The organism is Streptomyces sp. ERV7, assembly GCF_001653515.1.
Lineage (GTDB): Bacteria > Actinomycetota > Actinomycetes > Streptomycetales > Streptomycetaceae > Streptomyces.
Genome location: NZ_LYOY01000051.1, coordinates 196592 through 211733 on the forward strand (window position 1 = coordinate 196592; position 15142 = coordinate 211733).

General features: G+C 70.0%; 17 protein-coding genes and 1 pseudogene. 10 read left to right on the forward strand and 8 right to left on the reverse strand.

Features of this window, described 5'->3' with window-relative positions:
* Positions 1-49 precede the first annotated feature (49 nt).
* The 9 genes and pseudogenes from rplS to A8W25_RS23835 all read left to right on the forward strand — a co-directional run bounded on the left by rplS (position 50) and on the right by A8W25_RS23835 (position 7101).
* Positions 50-400: a 50S ribosomal protein L19 gene (gene rplS, locus A8W25_RS23800; protein WP_067164767.1), complete on the forward strand. Its 351-nt coding sequence runs from the start codon at positions 50-52 to the stop codon at positions 398-400.
* A 78-nt stretch (positions 401-478) separates the two neighbouring features.
* The gene (lepB, locus tag A8W25_RS23805; protein ID WP_067164769.1) at positions 479-1252 is read left to right on the forward strand and encodes a signal peptidase I; all 774 of its coding nucleotides are present in this window, start codon (positions 479-481) and stop codon (positions 1250-1252) included.
* A pseudogene (lepB, locus tag A8W25_RS23810) lies at positions 1245-2407 on the forward strand (signal peptidase I); the annotation flags it as partial. The gene lepB (A8W25_RS23805) and the pseudogene lepB (A8W25_RS23810), both read left to right, overlap by 8 nt.
* On the forward strand, positions 2307-3266 hold the full coding sequence (gene lepB / locus A8W25_RS35095) for a signal peptidase I (protein ID WP_079126338.1): 960 nt from the start codon (positions 2307-2309) through the stop codon (positions 3264-3266). The pseudogene lepB (A8W25_RS23810) and the gene lepB (A8W25_RS35095), both read left to right, overlap by 101 nt.
* Before the next feature lie 92 nt (positions 3267-3358).
* A complete protein-coding gene (lepB, locus tag A8W25_RS23815; RefSeq protein WP_067164771.1) occupies positions 3359-4090 on the forward strand; it encodes a signal peptidase I in 732 nt (243 codons plus the stop codon).
* Complete coding sequence (locus A8W25_RS23820) at positions 4080-4607, forward strand: NUDIX hydrolase (protein WP_067164774.1); 528 nt, start codon at positions 4080-4082, stop codon at positions 4605-4607. Before lepB (A8W25_RS23815) ends, A8W25_RS23820 begins: the two co-directional genes overlap by 11 nt.
* Before the next feature lie 56 nt (positions 4608-4663).
* The gene (locus A8W25_RS23825; RefSeq protein ID WP_003965949.1) at positions 4664-4972 is read left to right on the forward strand and encodes a DUF2469 domain-containing protein; all 309 of its coding nucleotides are present in this window, start codon (positions 4664-4666) and stop codon (positions 4970-4972) included.
* Positions 4973-5091: 119 nt separating this feature from the next.
* Complete coding sequence (locus A8W25_RS23830; protein WP_079126339.1) at positions 5092-5484, forward strand: YraN family protein; 393 nt, start codon at positions 5092-5094, stop codon at positions 5482-5484.
* The gene (locus tag A8W25_RS23835) at positions 5485-7101 is read left to right on the forward strand and encodes a YifB family Mg chelatase-like AAA ATPase (RefSeq protein WP_067164779.1); all 1617 of its coding nucleotides are present in this window, start codon (positions 5485-5487) and stop codon (positions 7099-7101) included. It begins immediately after the preceding gene.
* A 153-nt stretch (positions 7102-7254) separates the two neighbouring features.
* On the opposite strand, the gene A8W25_RS23840 is transcribed toward A8W25_RS23835, so the two are convergent.
* The 6 genes from A8W25_RS23840 to A8W25_RS23865 form a co-directional block, all read right to left on the reverse strand.
* Positions 7255-9453, reverse strand: coding sequence for a phage minor capsid protein (locus tag A8W25_RS23840; RefSeq protein ID WP_067164781.1), 2199 nt, complete (start codon positions 9451-9453; stop codon positions 7255-7257).
* Between the two features lie 37 nt (positions 9454-9490).
* Positions 9491-9808: a hypothetical protein gene (locus A8W25_RS23845; RefSeq protein ID WP_067164784.1), complete on the reverse strand. Its 318-nt coding sequence runs from the start codon at positions 9806-9808 to the stop codon at positions 9491-9493.
* 240 nt (positions 9809-10048) lie between these two features.
* Entirely contained in the window at positions 10049-11533 is a 1485-nt protein-coding gene (locus A8W25_RS23850; RefSeq protein WP_067164787.1) for a phage portal protein, read from the reverse strand.
* The gene (locus A8W25_RS23855; protein WP_067164789.1) at positions 11520-11699 is read right to left on the reverse strand and encodes a hypothetical protein; all 180 of its coding nucleotides are present in this window, start codon (positions 11697-11699) and stop codon (positions 11520-11522) included. The genes A8W25_RS23850 and A8W25_RS23855 overlap by 14 nt, the downstream gene beginning before the upstream one ends.
* 14 nt (positions 11700-11713) lie before the next feature.
* Positions 11714-12946 carry a PBSX family phage terminase large subunit gene (locus tag A8W25_RS23860; RefSeq protein ID WP_067167108.1) on the reverse strand — a complete coding sequence of 411 codons (1233 nt, stop codon included), beginning with the start codon at positions 12944-12946 and terminating at the stop codon, positions 11714-11716.
* Positions 12939-13460, reverse strand: a complete 522-nt coding sequence (locus A8W25_RS23865) for a helix-turn-helix domain-containing protein (protein ID WP_067164792.1) — start codon at positions 13458-13460, stop codon at positions 12939-12941. Before A8W25_RS23865 ends, A8W25_RS23860 begins: the two co-directional genes overlap by 8 nt.
* A gap of 357 nt (positions 13461-13817) precedes the next feature.
* Between A8W25_RS23865 and A8W25_RS34100 the strand changes: the two genes are divergently transcribed.
* Positions 13818-14030 carry a hypothetical protein gene (locus tag A8W25_RS34100; protein ID WP_158942686.1) on the forward strand — a complete coding sequence of 71 codons (213 nt, stop codon included), beginning with the start codon at positions 13818-13820 and terminating at the stop codon, positions 14028-14030.
* 75 nt (positions 14031-14105) lie between these two features.
* Here A8W25_RS34100 and A8W25_RS23870 read toward each other — a convergent pair whose 3' ends face one another.
* Positions 14106-14399 carry a hypothetical protein gene (locus A8W25_RS23870; protein ID WP_067164794.1) on the reverse strand — a complete coding sequence of 98 codons (294 nt, stop codon included), beginning with the start codon at positions 14397-14399 and terminating at the stop codon, positions 14106-14108.
* A gap of 74 nt (positions 14400-14473) precedes the next feature.
* Positions 14474-15127: a hypothetical protein gene (locus A8W25_RS23875; RefSeq protein WP_067164796.1), complete on the reverse strand. Its 654-nt coding sequence runs from the start codon at positions 15125-15127 to the stop codon at positions 14474-14476.
* Positions 15128-15142: the final 15 nt, after the last annotated feature.

Here is a 15142-nt window from a genome sequence, read left to right on the forward strand (position 1 = left end):
CACGACATTCCGCTGATGACCTGTGGCATCGGCGAGGAAGCAGAAGAACATGGCCAGCCTGCTCGACTCCATCAACACCGCGGCGCTCCGCAGCGACGTCCCGGCCTTCCGCCCGGGTGACACCGTCAACGTCCACGTCCGCGTGATCGAGGGCAACCGCTCCCGTATCCAGCAGTTCAAGGGCGTTGTCATCCGCCGCCAGGGCGCCGGTGTCTCCGAGACCTTCACGGTCCGCAAGGTCTCCTTCTCCGTCGGCGTCGAGCGCACCTTCCCGGTGAACTCCCCGATCTTCGAGAAGATCGAGCTCGTCACCCGCGGTGACGTCCGCCGCGCGAAGCTGTACTACCTGCGCGAGCTCCGCGGCAAGGCCGCGAAGATCAAGGAGAAGCGCGACAACTGAGCTCCGGCTCGGCGGTGAGCTGCGGCCCACCACACGCGCGTACGGTTCCACAGGCCGGGCGGATAGGCTCTGCCCCCGATGGACACCGAAGCACAGCACACGGAGCGCGACCTCCCCTCCACCCCTCAGCCGGGGCCGGAGCGGGGGTCGCGCTCCGCGCGTTTTCCCGCCCTCGCGGGCCGGCTGGACGGCCCCTGGCGCAAGGCCGCGGCCCTGGGTGCGGTGTGCCTGGTGTTCCTGCTGCTGCTCAGCCACTTCGTCATGCAGCCGTTCCTGATCCCCAGCGGTTCCATGGAACCCACCCTGAAGGTGGGCGACCGGGTCCTGGTCAACAAGCTGGCGTACCGTTTCGGCAGCCATCCCTCCCGCGGTGACGTCGTCGTCTTCGACGGCCGGGGTTCCTTCACGGACGAGCCGCCCGAGGGGAACCCGGTGGGCAGGGCCCTTCGTTCAGCGGTTGCGTCCCTGGGGCTGCGGGAGTCCGAGGGGAACGTGTACGTGAAACGGGTCGTCGGCGTCGGCGGCGACCGGATCGTGTGCTGCGACAAGGGCGGGAGGGTCCGGGTGAACGGGACACCGGTGACCGAGGAGTACGTGCACCCGGAGGACACTCCCTCCCAGGTGCCGTTCGACATCGTGGTGCCCGACGGCACCCTCTTCGTCCTGGGCGACCACCGCTCGCACTCCAGCGACTCCCGCGACCACCTGGGCTCCCCGGGCGGCGGCATGGTGCCCGTGGACCACGTGGTCGGGCGGGTCGACTGGATCGGCTGGCCGTTCGGCCGCTGGTCGGGCGTCGGCGGCTCCGGCGCCTTCGCGCGCGTGCCCGCAGCGGGCGGCGCCCATGGGTAACCGCGGGCGCCCGCGCTCGGCGCCCCGCCCGGCCGACGAACCACTGCCCACGGGCCCGAGGCCGCCCCCGAGCGCCCGCCCGGCCGCCGGGCCCAGCAGGGCCGGGCCGACCGGCGCAGGCTCGCCCGCAAGGTGAAGCGGCGCCGGCGCAGGTCCGCGGTGAAGGAGATACCCCTGCTCGTCGGGGTGGCGGTGCTCATCGCCCTCGTACTGAAGACGTTCCTCGTCCAGGCCTTCGTGATCCCGTCCGGCTCGATGCAGGAGACGATCACCATCGGCGACCGGGTGCTCGTCGACAAGCTCACGCCCTGGTTCGGCTCGAAGCCGCAGCGCGGCGACGTGGTGGTCTTCAAGGACCCCGGCGGCTGGCTCAAGGACGAGAAGAAGACCACCGGCGGCAGCGACCCGGTGGTCGTCAAACAGGTCAAACAGGGCCTCACCTTCATCGGACTGCTGCCTTCCGACAACGAGCAGGACCTGATCAAGCGGGTGATCGCGGTCGGCGGCGACACCGTGAAGTGCTGTGACGGCGGCGGCAAGGTCACCGTCAACGGCATGCCCCTGGACGAGCCCTACGTACACCCCGGCAACCCGCCCTCGGAGATCACCTTCGAGGTGAAGGTGCCCGAGGGACGGCTCTTCGTGATGGGCGACCACCGCTCGAATTCGGCCGATTCCCGCTTCCACCTCGACGAGGCGTACCACGGCACCGTCTCCGAGGACGGGGTGATCGGGCGGGCCGTCGTCATCGGGTGGCCCTTCGACCGCTGGCGCTGGCTGGAGGAGCCCGGGACATTCGGCTCGGTGCCGGACGCGCCCGGCAGGTCGGACACCGCGCTCGGCTCGTCGCATAGGGTGTCCTCCCGGGATCCGGCTACGGATCCCGACAGATCGCGTGAAGTAGCGGTAAATAAATCGATTTCAGATGACCTGAAATCGAACGAAGCGATCCGGCCCCCGAGCCCTGCGGAACTCCCGCTCGTTATGGGAGTGGTGGGCCTGCGTCTGGCACGGCGCGGGCGGTGGCACGGAGTGAGGAGTGGATGTGGGGGATTTGGCGGTCGGCGCACGATCCGGACACGACGAGCCCGAGGAGCGGCCGGACGGGCCCGCCGACTCTCCCGCACCGGCTCATGCCGAACAGGCTCAGGCCGGCGGCGGTGGTGGCACCGCCGACGGCGGCTCGGGAGATGACGGCGAGCCGGGCGGCGCCTCGGACCGCAGCCCCAAGAAGCAGCGCTCCTTCTGGAAGGAGCTGCCGCTGCTCATCGGTATCGCGCTGATCCTCGCGCTGCTGATCAAGACGTTCCTGGTGCAGGCGTTCTCGATTCCCTCGGACTCGATGCAGGACACCCTCCAGCGCGGTGACCGCGTCCTGGTGGACAAGCTGACGCCCTGGTTCGGCTCCACGCCGGAGCGCGGCGAGGTCGTCGTCTTCCACGACCCGGGCGGCTGGCTGGAGGACCAGAAGCCGGCCGAGCCCAACGCGGTGCAGAAGTTCCTCAGCTTCATCGGTCTGATGCCGTCCGCCGAGGAGAAGGACCTGATCAAGCGGGTCATCGCGACCGGCGGCGACACGGTGGAGTGCAAGAAGGGCGGCCCGGTCAAGGTCAACGGCCATGCCCTGAACGAGCCGTACATCTACCCGGGCGACAGCGCCTGCGACGACATGCCGTTCGGCCCGATCAAGGTCCCCAAGGGCCGGATCTGGGTGATGGGCGACCACCGGCAGAACTCGCTGGACTCCCGGTACCACCAGGAGCTGCCGGGCGGCGGCACCGTCTCCAACGACGAGGTCGTGGGCCGCGCCTTCACCATCGCCTGGCCGCTCAACCGCCTCGACTGGCTCGGCATCCCGGACACCTTCGACCAGAAGGGCCTCAACGGCATGGGCGCGACGGCCCCGGTGGCCGCGGGGCTCGCGGGCGCGCTGCCGATCGTGCTGTGGCGCCGCCGCAGGCTCACCCGGCCGAGTGACGCGATCGAGGGCACCGACCTCACCCGCAAGGGCTGACCGCGCGCGATACCGCCGGGTAGGGTGCCGTCCCAGATCGTCGATCTCCGGGGCCCGCGCAGAGCGCGGGCGACCGGGGGAGGAGCACTGGGATGAGCGGAACAGGACGTACGGACGACGGCCGCGGCCGCGGTCTCGGCAATCTGCTGTCGGGACTGGCCGTGGCCGTCGGCTGTGTGCTCTTCCTCGGCGGGTTCGCCTGGGGCGCCGTCGAGTACAAGCCGTACACGGTGCCGACCCAGTCCATGAACCCGACGGTCAAGGCGGGCGACCGGGTGCTCGCCCAGCGCATCGACGGCGAGGACGTCAAGCGCGGCGACGTGGTGATCTTCAAGGACAAGACCTGGGGCAACGTCCCCATGGTCAAGCGCGTCGTCGGCATAGGCGGCGACACGGTGAAGTGCTGCGACCGGGGCGGCAAGCTGACCGTCAACGGCCAGGAGATCGACGAACCGTATCTGCACAACACGGCCGCCTCCACGACGAAGTTCAGCGCCACCGTCCCCAAGGGCCAGCTCTTCCTCCTCGGCGACGAGCGCGACGTCTCGCTGGACTCCCGGGTGCATCTGGAGGACGCGGCGAACGGCTCGGTGCCGCGCTCGGCCGTCAGCGCGCGCGTGGACGCCGTGGCGTGGCCGCTGGACGGCATGCTGAAGCGCCCGACGGGCTTCAAGGCCCTGCCGGGCGGCATCTCGCAGCCCGGCCCGCTGACGCTGGTGGTGGGCGCGGTGGTCGCCGGAGCCGTACTGATCGTGGTGGGCGCGGCGTACGGGCCGCTGGCGCGGCGGCTCGGGCGGCGGAGGGTGGCGGCCGGTGCGCGCTGAGGGTGCTCCCGGTGGGGCGCCGGATGCGGCGGCGCAGGAGTTCCGCAAGGTCGCCCGGGTCGTGCTGCTCGATCCGCAGGACCGCATCCTGTTGATGCACGGATACGAACCGGACAATCCCGACGACAACTGGTGGTTCACCCCGGGCGGCGGCCTGGAGGGCGACGAGACCCGGGAAGAGGCCGCGCTGCGCGAGCTGGCCGAGGAGACGGGGATCACGCAGGTCCAGCTGGGGCCGGTGCTGTGGCGCCGGAAGTGCTCGTTCCCCTTCGACGGCCGCCGCTGGAACCAGGACGAGTGGTACTTCCTGGCCCGTACCACCCAGACCGAGGCCGCGCCGACCGGCCTCACCGAGCTGGAACGACGCAGTACCACGGGGCTGAGGTGGTGGACCTCCGCCGAACTGTCGGTGGCCCGTGAGACGGTGTACCCGACCAGACTCGCCGAGCTGCTGCGCACGCTGCTCGACGAGGGTCCTCCGCGCGCGCCGGTGGTCCTGGCTCCGGAAATCGTCTAGGGGCCCGGGGGGCTGACGCACAATAGGGGGACCGCACGGCTGAAGGGGAACATGCCATGAGCGCCGAGGACCTCGAAAAGTACGAGACCGAGATGGAGCTGAAGCTCTACCGGGAGTACCGCGACGTCGTCGGTCTGTTCAAATACGTGATCGAGACCGAGCGGCGTTTCTATCTCACCAATGACTACGAGATGCAGGTGCACTCGGTCCAGGGTGAGGTGTTCTTCGAGGTGTCGATGGCGGATGCCTGGGTCTGGGACATGTACAGGCCGGCCCGCTTCGTCAAGCAGGTCCGTGTGCTCACGTTCAAGGACGTGAATATCGAGGAGCTCAACAAGAGCGACCTGGAGCTGCCGGGCGGCTGATCGGCCGCGTCCGAGGCGCCCACGGCGTCAACCGATTCCGCTGAGTCCACCGTGCGGGTGGCCGGGTTATCCACAATGGCCCGGCCGTCCACCAAGATCCACACGGTGGCGGCGGGTGCGTGACAGTCGGTGCCGGAGGTGGTGCCGAGATGAACGCACGAGGAGCACTCGGGCAGTACGGCGAGGATTTGGCGGCCAGACTGCTGGCCGACGCCGGAATGACAGTGGTCGCCCGCAACTGGCGCAGCGGCAGGACCGGAGAGATCGACATCGTCGCCCGCGACGGCGACGTCCTGGTGGTCTGCGAGGTCAAGACCCGCAGAGCGGGCCCGTTCGAACACCCCATGGCGGCCGTCACCCCCGCCAAGGCCGAACGGCTCAGACACCTCGCCGAGCGCTGGCTCGCCGACCACGGAGGACCGCCGCGCGGCGGTGTCCGCATCGACCTCGTCGGCGTCGTCCTGCCCCAGCGCGGCGCACCCCGCGCGGAGCACGTGCGGGGGGTGGCGTAGATGGGATTCGCCCGCACCTGCTCCGTGGCGCTCGTCGGCGTCGAGGGCGTCGTCGTGGAAGTCCAGGCAGACCTCGAACCGGGCGTCGCCGCCTTCACGCTCGTCGGCCTGCCCGACAAGAGCCTCAGCGAAAGCCGCGACCGCGTCAGAGCCGCCGTCGTCAACTCCGGCGGCGACTGGCCCCAGAAGAAACTCACCGTCGGCCTCAGCCCCGCCTCCGTCCCCAAGGGCGGCAGCGGCTTCGACCTCGCCGTGGCCTGCGCGGTCCTCGGCGCCGCCGAGCGCATCGACCCCAGAGAACTCGCCGACCTGGTCATGATCGGCGAACTCGGACTCGACGGCCGGGTGCGCCCCGTGCGCGGCATCCTGCCCGCCGTCCTCGCCGCCGCCGAGGCCGGATACGAACAGGTCGTCGTCCCCGAACAGACCGCCGCCGAGGCGTCCCTGGTCCCCGGCATCTCCGTCCTCGGCGTAAGGAGCCTGCGCCAGCTCATCGCCGTCCTCACCGACGAACCCGTACCCGAGGAGGAGCCCGACCAGGAGGGCAGACCCGACTCCATGCTCGCCGGACTGGTCGTCCCCGGCGCCGGAGTCGGCACCGGCCTCTCCATCGACGCCGACAGCAGCGCGCCCGACCTCGCCGACGTCGCCGGCCAGCGCACCGCCCGCACCGCCCTGGAAGTCGCCGCGGCCGGCGGCCACCACCTGATGCTGTACGGACCGCCGGGCGCGGGCAAGACCATGCTGGCCGAACGGCTCCCCGGCATCCTGCCGCCGCTCACCCGCCAGGAATCCCTCGAAGTCACCGCGATCCACTCGGTCGCCGGAATCCTGCCCCCGGGCAAACCCCTCGTCCACAAGGCCCCCTACTGCGCACCCCACCACTCGGCGACCATGCAGTCCCTCGTCGGCGGAGGCAACGGCCTGCCACGGCCCGGAGCCGTCTCCCTCGCCCACCGGGGCGTCCTGTTCCTCGACGAAGCCCCCGAGTTCACCGGCAAGGCCCTCGACTCCCTGCGCCAGCCCCTGGAGGCCGGGCACGTCGTCGTCGCCCGCAGCGCGGGCGTCGTCCGCCTCCCCGCCCGCTTCCTCATGGTCCTCGCCGCCAACCCCTGCCCCTGCGGCCGCCACACTCTGCACGGGGCGGGCTGCGAATGCCCCCCGTCCGTCATCCGCCGCTACCAGGCCAGGCTCTCCGGACCGCTCCTCGACCGCGTCGACCTGCGCGTGGAGGCCGAGCCGGTCCGGCGCGAGGACCTGCTCGCCCAAGGCGGACGCGGCGAATCCACGGCCCAGGTCGCCGAACGCGTCCTGGCCGCCCGGGAACGGGCCGTCGCCCGCCTCCAGGGCACACCCTGGACCACCAACAGCGAAGTCCCCGGACACGAACTGCGCACCCGCTGGGTCACGGCCCCCGGAGCCCTCGCCGCGGCGGAACGGGACATGGAACGCGGCCTGCTGACGGCCAGAGGACTCGACCGCGTCCTGCGCGTCGCCTGGACCCTCGCCGACCTCTGCGGCGACGACCGCCCCGACGAAACCCACATCGGCCTCGCCCTGGAACTGAGAACGGGCATCTCGCGGGGTGCCCCGCTGACGGTGGGAGGTGCGGGATGAGCGGGGTCGGACCTGCTTCCGGGGACGCCCTGGAACCAGGGGCTGTCTCCGGCCCCGGGCCCCTCCCCACCCCGGCGGGGCGCCGTTGCGGCCGGCCTCGGCGCCCTCGGTCAGTGCGCGGACGATGTCCTCACGGGTCCCCACGGCGCCCCCTTATCGCTTGTACTGGTGGTCGGCCTCATTCTTGCGGGCGCCCTCGGCCCAACGCTGGCGCTGGCCGGTGGCCTTTTCGATGAACTCGGCCTGTGTCAGGCGCCCGTGACGGGCCCACCATGCCTTGAGTTCGTCGGACGCGCGAGCGTAGGCGATGCGGGCGGGGCCGCGGAACAGGCTTACCGGGTCGACGGGCTGCGTCTCGTACTGCTTGTTGAGTAGGTAGCCGCGGCAGTCCTCTTCGGCCTGGAGGTACTGACGGTAGACGTATTCGTCATACATCTCGCGGGCCTCGCGGCGGGTGATCCGCGGCGCCTCGTCCTCGACTTCGTCGACTACCTCGCCGACGGTGGGCGCGGTGGTGTGCAGCGGGTCGCTGTCGTCGTCGGCGTACCGGCCCCACTCGTCGGCAGGCGGGGCGGGGTCCATGGTGGTGTCGAGGGCGGCGCGGTCGGCGAGCAGGTCGTCGACGGCGTCGCCGGTCGCGGCCGGGGCGGGCAACGAGACGGGTTCGCGGCGGTCCAACTCGCGGGCGATCGAGGCGAGTTCGTTGCTAGTGGCGTACTGCATGCACCATGCGAGTTCGTCCTCGGCCAACTCGGCCAGTTGGGCCGTGAGCTGCCCGTGGGGGAACAGGCGGGCGAGCAGGTCGCGCCGGTGGGCTTCGGCGGCGAGGTCACCGAGGGTGTCCGGGCCGGCGCCGCGGGCGCGGGCGGCGAGGTCTGCGTCGGACAGTCCGACCAGATCGGAGCGCACGCCCGGTAGGCGGGTGGCAAGGTCGCGCCGGTCCATCTCCGCCATGATCCGCAAGCCGTCGGCGTCGTCGAGGTGCGTGAAGACGCGAGCGAGTTCACTGTCGGAATACGCGGTGAGATCGGCGGCGAGGCGTCCGCCGGGGCGGATACGGGCGAGCAGGTCGTCGCGGTCGCGCCGGTCGGCCTCGACCTCAATACGGGCGCGGTCGCGCTCGTCGAGGACTCCCGTGCGCATGACGTCGGCGAGCTGCTGGTCGCTCATCTCGCGCGGTGTGCGGGCATCGCCCGACCGGATGCGCGCGGCCTCCGTAAACTCCCCGGGCGGTGCAGGGGTGTTGCGGGGGAGGTTCGAGGCGCCGGGCTGCTCGCGGTGGCGCAGCCTGCGCAAGTCGGGGTGGGTGGCGAGGTGGTCGCGCATGGCGCCTTGCCACTGGCGCACCTTCGCCCGTGCGGCCTGCTGGGCTTCGGGGGTGACGGCGGCGGCCTCGCGCTTCTTGTGCTTGCGGATGTTCCGCTCGATCTCCCGTTGCCGCTGTCCGGCCTCGTACCCGGCGGGGTCGCTCTCGGCGGCCTCGGTGCGGGTGATACCTGGGGTGTAACTGGACACGCTGTGTCGGCAGTTGGGGTGTTGCAGTCCGGCACGGCGGGCCTCGTCGAGCGATCCGGCGACCTCTACGGGGATCATGCGGCCGTCGTCAGTGGCGTGCTCGACCTCGACCGTACGCGCCCCGTCCGGGCCGCTGATGGCCAGTACCTTGCCCTCCCACTTGCGGCACAGGGGGCATTCGCGCGGCGCGTTGGAGACGACGACCAACTCGACACCGGCTGTCGTCAGGGTGCGCATGTGGGCTTCGGTCGCCGCCCGTCCAACGCTGGTCCGTACGGCCATCTCGGCGTAGCTGGTGAGCTGCCAACGGCGGCCGGCGCGGTCGGTGAACGAGCGTAGGCCGTCGTCGGCAAAGCGGCGCATGGCGTCCTGGGTGGCCTGGCGGCGGGTGCCGGTGCCGAGCAGGGGCGTTGCGGTGACCTCGGCGACGATGGCGCGGTACTGGTCGGGGACGGCCCGCAGAATGCTGCGGTGCGTCGCGGTGAGGCGGTCGACGGTCTCTTGTGCGAGGCGGTCGACGGCTTGGGCGTTGGGGGTGATGTCGTCGACCAGTGCGCGGGCGTCGTCGGACAGGGCGCCGATTTCGGCGACCGCGGCGCGGTGGCCGGTGTTGTACGCCTGGGCGACCGCGTCGAACACGTCGAGGGTGACGGCCTTGCCGAGTTCGTCGACGATGGCCTGTGACGTGCGGCGCACCTGCTGAACCGCGGAGAGTTTCCGCGTTGCCCACCCGGGGGCTTCGAGGCCGTCGGCGAGCTGCCGGGCGATGATGCCCAACAGCCGCCGCTCGGCCTCCTCGTACAGATCGCGGGTCCGCTCGGCCAGCGGCTCGACCATGCCCGGATGAATAGGTATGGCGCACCCCCAACCTGTGTCAGAGCTTGCCTGACACCGCCCCGCCGAGCAGGCCCAAGATCGTCCCTAGGCTGGAGAATCCAGCGATCTTGGTGGTCTCAAGTGCGTCTTTGATCTCGGGCTTCTCAGGATCGGTTGTAAAGAGCAGTCCGAAGTGGACTGCCCAGAACATCACGGTGAGACCCACGATGACGATAAAGATCATCTTGAAGTGCGAGCCGACCGTGACCGTGAGATCGCCTGCGGCAGGGGCGCTTGCGGCCACGACGGGATTTGCCGCGGGGGCGGGCGCAGTATCGGCGTTCGCCGGCAAGGGCTCGGGGAGAGACTGAGTCATCGCTCGGACTCCCGCTGAGAGATGCGAATGATCGACTCGGTAGTTGGGTGACTGAGGATTTCTCTCAGCACCGTGCGTACCAGTTCGCTACGCGCAAGAAGAGTCGAACCAGCGAGCAGCGGCGAGAGAAGTCCCGCTACCCATTGGACCCAAGTCACAGCCTCTCCCTCCGGCGTGCTGTGGTCGGCCAGCACGCCCATACCAATAGTGCCGCAACGGTCCGCAGACGACAGCGCAACGTCAACTTGCCAGTGTCACTGGGAAGGTGCCGACGGGGTCGGGGGCGGCGGCCCCGGTCTCGGCGAGGATCGCGGCGACCTCGGCCTCGACGGCGGTGTCGTCCCACTCAGGGTGGAGGATCTTGACCTTCGTCGAGGTGGACACGGCGCCCGCGCGGTTGAGCAGGTCGAGCGTGGTCGCGGTGGCCTGCTCGGACTCGGCGACGCCATCGCCGAACTCGACGGCCGGCCGCTCCGGGGCGATGCGCTGCCCGAACTGGACGGCGTCGAGCTGCAACATGACATGCAGGATGTCGGCGAGGCCGTACCGCCAATGACCGGCCTTCTTCTTCCTCGTCACCATCGAGCGCTGATCTCGGCTGTCCACTTCGGTCGCGGTGACGGGCTGCCCGGGGCCGTCGAGGCCGAACGACTGGGGCGAGTACCCGGCGGCCTGGGCAGCCTGGCGCATCGTGGCCTCGGCGGTACGGGCGTGTTCCTCCACTCGGATGGCGAACTGGGCCAGAGTGATGCCGGCGCCCTCGTTGGGCGGAATGCGCAGGCTCGCCCATACCTCGCGATCCTCGTCGAACGACGCCCCGTTGCCGGTGCCTTCGCTCCGTAGGTACCCGTCCGGCACGATCAAGCGGGCGCGGGCGAGGCGGATGTCGCGCATCCAACTCGTCCACGTCTCGTCGAGCGCGTCAAACAGGTCGTACACCGGGGCGGCGTAGTCGCTGCGCCCCAACGAGCTCCCGCGGTGGGACCGGTTGGGCGTCATGTTCGGCACGTACACGGCCGTCAGGTCGGGGATGCCGGTGGTGATGCTGACCCCGTCGGCGTCGAGGGAGTCGACCAGTTCGGCGGTCTCCGGGTGCTCCGTGAGCGGCACAGCGCGCCCGATGTTGTTGCCGCTGCCCTGGTAGAGCGCGTGCACGATGCGGCCCGGCTCGTGGCGCTCGATGTGCCGCCACGTGGTGCCGCTCGTGCTGCCTTCCAGCTCGCGCCAGAAGTTGACGGCGCGCAGCATCCCCCACCTGAACTCGGGGATAGCGGCGTCGGGTTGCACCACGGACAGGAGCGGGCGCGGTGCGAGATCGCGGTCCCACGTGATGCGCAGGAACGCGCCCGAAAGGGCGGCGGCCTGCTCGGCGGCGCCGAGCAACACCTGTTGTGCGCGGCCCTCGTCGAGCAGCTGGTCGAGGCGGGCCTGTGTAGCGGGGTCGGTGACGGTCACGGCCGGCATGTCCGCGAACAGCAGGTCGGCCGACGTGCTCGCGATGTCTCCGGCGAGGGGGACATGTAGGCGGTGGTCGCGGCCGACGCGCTGCTCAGCGGCGCGGCGGCCCCACAGACGGCGCCGCTCCGCGGGGCGCGGGCTGTGGCTGTAGAGACGGGCGAGACGCATGCGGTCGCCGCTGTACCACGCGTCATCGAGCCGCATCTCGGCGTAGTACGCCGACCACTGCGGCGGCGGCCACGCTGCGCCCGGTTCAGGCAGTGCCATCGTCGCCCCCTTCTGTGCTGGCTTCGCAAGCTGCGGCGACGTCGCGGAAGAAGGCGGCGAGGGCGTTGTGTACGGCCTCGCCGGGGGCGAGGGCGAGTTCGCCGATCTTGACTGTGTGGTCGCCGACGGTGAGGTAAACGGGCAGGGCGAGCAGGGCCTCGGGCATGCGGTGGCGACCTCCTACACGGCGAGGGTGAGCAGGTGCCGCCACTCGTGGGCGGTCGAGTGGATGGCGTACCGCAGCGCGTCGCACGAGTGATCGTTTTGCTTGACGGGCTTGTCTTCGCCCCGGTCGGCGGCGGACTCGTCCCACACGTAACCGGGAAGTTCGGCGAGCAGTCCCTCGCATGATCGGTGTATGCGGAGCAGGTCGGCGCCGAGCAGGCTCGCCACGGACCGGATGCCGTCCACGACTTCATTCGAGGCGCGGGCGACGCCCGGGTACGAGTCGGCCCACAGTTGCGTGATGAAGCTCGCCGCGCTGGGGTCGATGAACGTCCACTCGGGGGCGACGCCCTGCTCGGCTACCCACTTGCGCAGTGCGGCCGAGTACTGGGCGTCGGTCATCTGCCGGTGCGCGGTGCGGGAGTCGTGGCGCCACTCGGCGCATGCGTACAGGCGGCCGTCGACGCCCTCGCCGAGAAGGATCGCGGACGTGGCGTTCACGGTTCCATAGTCCAAGCCGATCCAGCTCCGCCGCATGGCGGGCAGGTCGTCGACGACGTGCTCGGCCTCGTCGTACATGTCGTAGATGGCGCCCTCGGCCTGGACCCACAGGCCAAGTACGTTCCGCTTGTAGAACAGGCCGGTGTGGGTGGCCTTGATCCGCTCTATGTACTCGTCGTCAAGGCCCGGGTTGTCGTCGAGTTGGAAATGCCATGACCTGAGTCGGGCCTCGCGCGGCCTGAGTAGGTAGTCCCTGCGTAGCCAGTGCGCGGGGTTATCCGGGTTGGTCGACCCGAAGATCTTCGAACCGGGTACGGAGCAACGCGCGGTGAGTTGGTCAAAGAAGGACTTGGGGAGGGTGGTTGCCTCGTCGACGTACGCGCCGGCGCATGTGAGTCCTCGTACCTTCGGTTCGGCCTGGGCGTCGTTGGCGCCGAGGGTGTGCACGGTACGGCCGAGGACGTTCGCGGTCGGGGCCCCGTTGGTGTAGTGGATATCTTGCGCGAGCTCGCCGAACACGTCCGGGTTCGTGAGCGGTCCGAACGCGTTCCGGGCGAGGCTGTCGCGGGTGCGACCGACCATGACCAACTCGCCGCCTGTGGGCGGGTTGGCGACGTGGTCAAGCCACCTGATCAGGCTGGCGATCGTCTTCCCCGAACGAACCGACCCTTCCCACACGTTCAGGAATGCGGTGGCCTCAACGATGCTGTCTTCCTGCTTCGCAGACAGGGCGACATCACTACGCATCATCGGGGGCCTCGCTGCCGTGCCGCTCGGCGTAGTTCTGGGCGAGTCCTTCCATGATTCGCCCGATAACGGAACGGGAGCGCTCGCCGGCCTCGTCGCGTGGCGGCGCCAACTTGAGTGACCGGTCGAGGGCTGCGCCCGCGGTGGCCATCATGGTGCGCCGGTCTGCGGGGGTGGGTTCGTCCTGCCACTTCTCGGCGTAGGTGTGATCCTTCCCGCCCCACTCGAAGTACAGATGTGGCTCGGTCAGCCGGCCGAGTTCGCGCTCGGCTACGTCGTGCAGCGTGATGGCGAGGTCGGCGCGGCGCGCGGCAAGGTCGGCGCGGCGTACTTGGGTGGCGACGGCGACCTCGGCGGCGCGGTCGAACGTGAGCGGGGGGTCGAACGCTGCGGCGATCTTCGACACGGTCGAGGGGCTGCGGTTGATCGCGCGGGCGATCTCGTTGCGCGCCTTGCCTGTGGCGTGCAGCTTGCGGACCTGCTCGCGGTCGCGGTCGTCGATGGGGCGGGCCACGGGCTCACCTCCTCGCGCACGGGCATAGGAAACGCCCCGCCGCTGGGGGGAAGCGACGGGGCGTGGTGCGCAGTCCGTTTCCGGGCACGCCGAAGACGGGCCCAACTTTAGATCACGGAACGGTAACGTCGCAAGGTGAGTTACCTCTGTGCCGCGTGGCGCCGTTTGTCCGAAACGATACATACCGTCTAACCGGTAAACATCGCATTTCACTCATTGCGCTCAATGTGTCACATGCCGTATGACGGTCGTAGAAGCCCTCTTGTCGGCCGACGCTGAGGATCGGAAGCCACTCATGAAGCCACGGTTGGGGGTATGGCTGTGACTAATTCCCGTGCGAGCCGCCAGGCTCGCCCAATGGCGCGCATGCGCCTCTTCTGTTCACGGGCGAGGCGTTGGCCTTTGGGGCTCGTCATCGTGATCGTCATCGTCTTGACGGTCTCGCCTGTGCTTGACGCCGTGTTTCTCGCTTCGCTGCTCACGGCGTTGGGGATCGTCGTACCGGTCGTCGTTCGCCCGTCGTGGCATTGCGGTGATGCCGACGCAGGGGGTGACAACGGCCTTTACTAGACAGCCCGTCTGCACTACTAGCTGACGCAGCCCGACCGCGCGCCCTGCCGTGTCATACAGCGGGGCGCGCAGCTGTCATACGGCCTGGTCAGGCTGTCGGACGGGGCGGTACGGCTTGATGTTCGCCGTCACGATTTCGGGCGCGACGCCGGTCGGATAGTGCCCGCGCTTCCATGCGCCGTCGTACACGTTCGCGAGGATGAGCAACGCCTGTCGGACGGCGGCCGAGGCGTCGCAACCGGTCTGCATGATCACGCGTAGATCGTCGTACATGCCTTCGTCGAGGATGCGCACGGACAGGGACCGTCCGACGGCCGGCGGTAGGTTCGGGGCCTTGGCCTGCTGCTGGGTAGGGTTGGCGGTGGTCATGGTGGGGGTTGCTCCCATCGTGATTAGTCGGGCCCGTATGGCGGTGAGGTCGCCGGACCGGGCCCGCGCTGTTTCTACAGGTCTTCGTCGGCGAGGTCGTGCTCGCCGTGCTCCTCGGCCTTGCGTCGGCGCGCGGCCTGGGCCTCCTCCTCGTGCCTCGCCAATTCGGTGAGCAGCTGGTCGCGCCACTCCTCGCCGACCGCGACCGCCCCGGGGTCCTCGCGCAGCTTCCGCAACACGGCGTAGACGTGGGAGGGCGTCACGTCGAGCAGGCGGGCAATGTCGGGCGCCTCGATCTCGACGGCGTCGGCCTGCCGGATCATGAACGGCATGGCCTTCTTCGCCTTCTCCCCGTTCTGGCGGGTCTCAGCTAGCTGCGCGAGGGCGAGTGCGGCCGGCTGCTGCTCGGTCGTGAACTGCTCGGCGATAGCGGCGCTGCGCTCGGCGAGCATCTGGTCGCGACGGCTGCGGCGGACGGTGCGCACGATGTCACCCGACGTCCATGTACGCCCCTCGGTCACCACGGCGCCCGACTCGACCGCGGCCGTAAGCAGGTTCAGGGCGAGCGCGGCGAGCTGCGGGCGGTCGTCGAGCAGGGCGTCGAGGGCGGCCCGTGCCTGGGCTGGGTCCGGTGCGCGGGTGGCCTCGACACCCTGCTCGGCGAGGCGCTGCTCGACTGCGGCGCGCTGCTCCTCAAAGCTCTGTGGCTGCTCGTCGCGTGCGTTCATGCGTGCTGCTCCTGT

What these genes read in the sequence shown, in the direction of transcription:
- rplS (WP_067164767.1), top strand. Translation starts at nt 50, where the DNA reads ATGGCCAGCCTGCTCGACTCCATCAACACCGCGGCGCTCCGCAGCGAC.
- lepB (WP_067164769.1), top strand. Translation starts at nt 479, where the DNA reads ATGGACACCGAAGCACAGCACACGGAGCGCGACCTCCCCTCCACCCCT.
- lepB (WP_067164771.1), top strand. Translation starts at nt 3,359, where the DNA reads ATGAGCGGAACAGGACGTACGGACGACGGCCGCGGCCGCGGTCTCGGC.
- A8W25_RS23825 (WP_003965949.1), top strand. Translation starts at nt 4,664, where the DNA reads ATGAGCGCCGAGGACCTCGAAAAGTACGAGACCGAGATGGAGCTGAAG.
- A8W25_RS23835 (WP_067164779.1), top strand. Translation starts at nt 5,485, where the DNA reads ATGGGATTCGCCCGCACCTGCTCCGTGGCGCTCGTCGGCGTCGAGGGC.
- A8W25_RS23840 (WP_067164781.1), bottom strand. Translation starts at nt 9,453, where the DNA reads ATGGTCGAGCCGCTGGCCGAGCGGACCCGCGATCTGTACGAGGAGGCC.
- A8W25_RS23845 (WP_067164784.1), bottom strand. Translation starts at nt 9,808, where the DNA reads ATGACTCAGTCTCTCCCCGAGCCCTTGCCGGCGAACGCCGATACTGCG.
- A8W25_RS23850 (WP_067164787.1), bottom strand. Translation starts at nt 11,533, where the DNA reads ATGGCACTGCCTGAACCGGGCGCAGCGTGGCCGCCGCCGCAGTGGTCG.
- A8W25_RS23855 (WP_067164789.1), bottom strand. Translation starts at nt 11,699, where the DNA reads ATGCCCGAGGCCCTGCTCGCCCTGCCCGTTTACCTCACCGTCGGCGAC.
- A8W25_RS23860 (WP_067167108.1), bottom strand. Translation starts at nt 12,946, where the DNA reads ATGCGTAGTGATGTCGCCCTGTCTGCGAAGCAGGAAGACAGCATCGTT.
- A8W25_RS34100 (WP_158942686.1), top strand. Translation starts at nt 13,818, where the DNA reads ATGGCGCGCATGCGCCTCTTCTGTTCACGGGCGAGGCGTTGGCCTTTG.
- A8W25_RS23870 (WP_067164794.1), bottom strand. Translation starts at nt 14,399, where the DNA reads ATGACCACCGCCAACCCTACCCAGCAGCAGGCCAAGGCCCCGAACCTA.
- A8W25_RS23875 (WP_067164796.1), bottom strand. Translation starts at nt 15,127, where the DNA reads ATGAACGCACGCGACGAGCAGCCACAGAGCTTTGAGGAGCAGCGCGCC.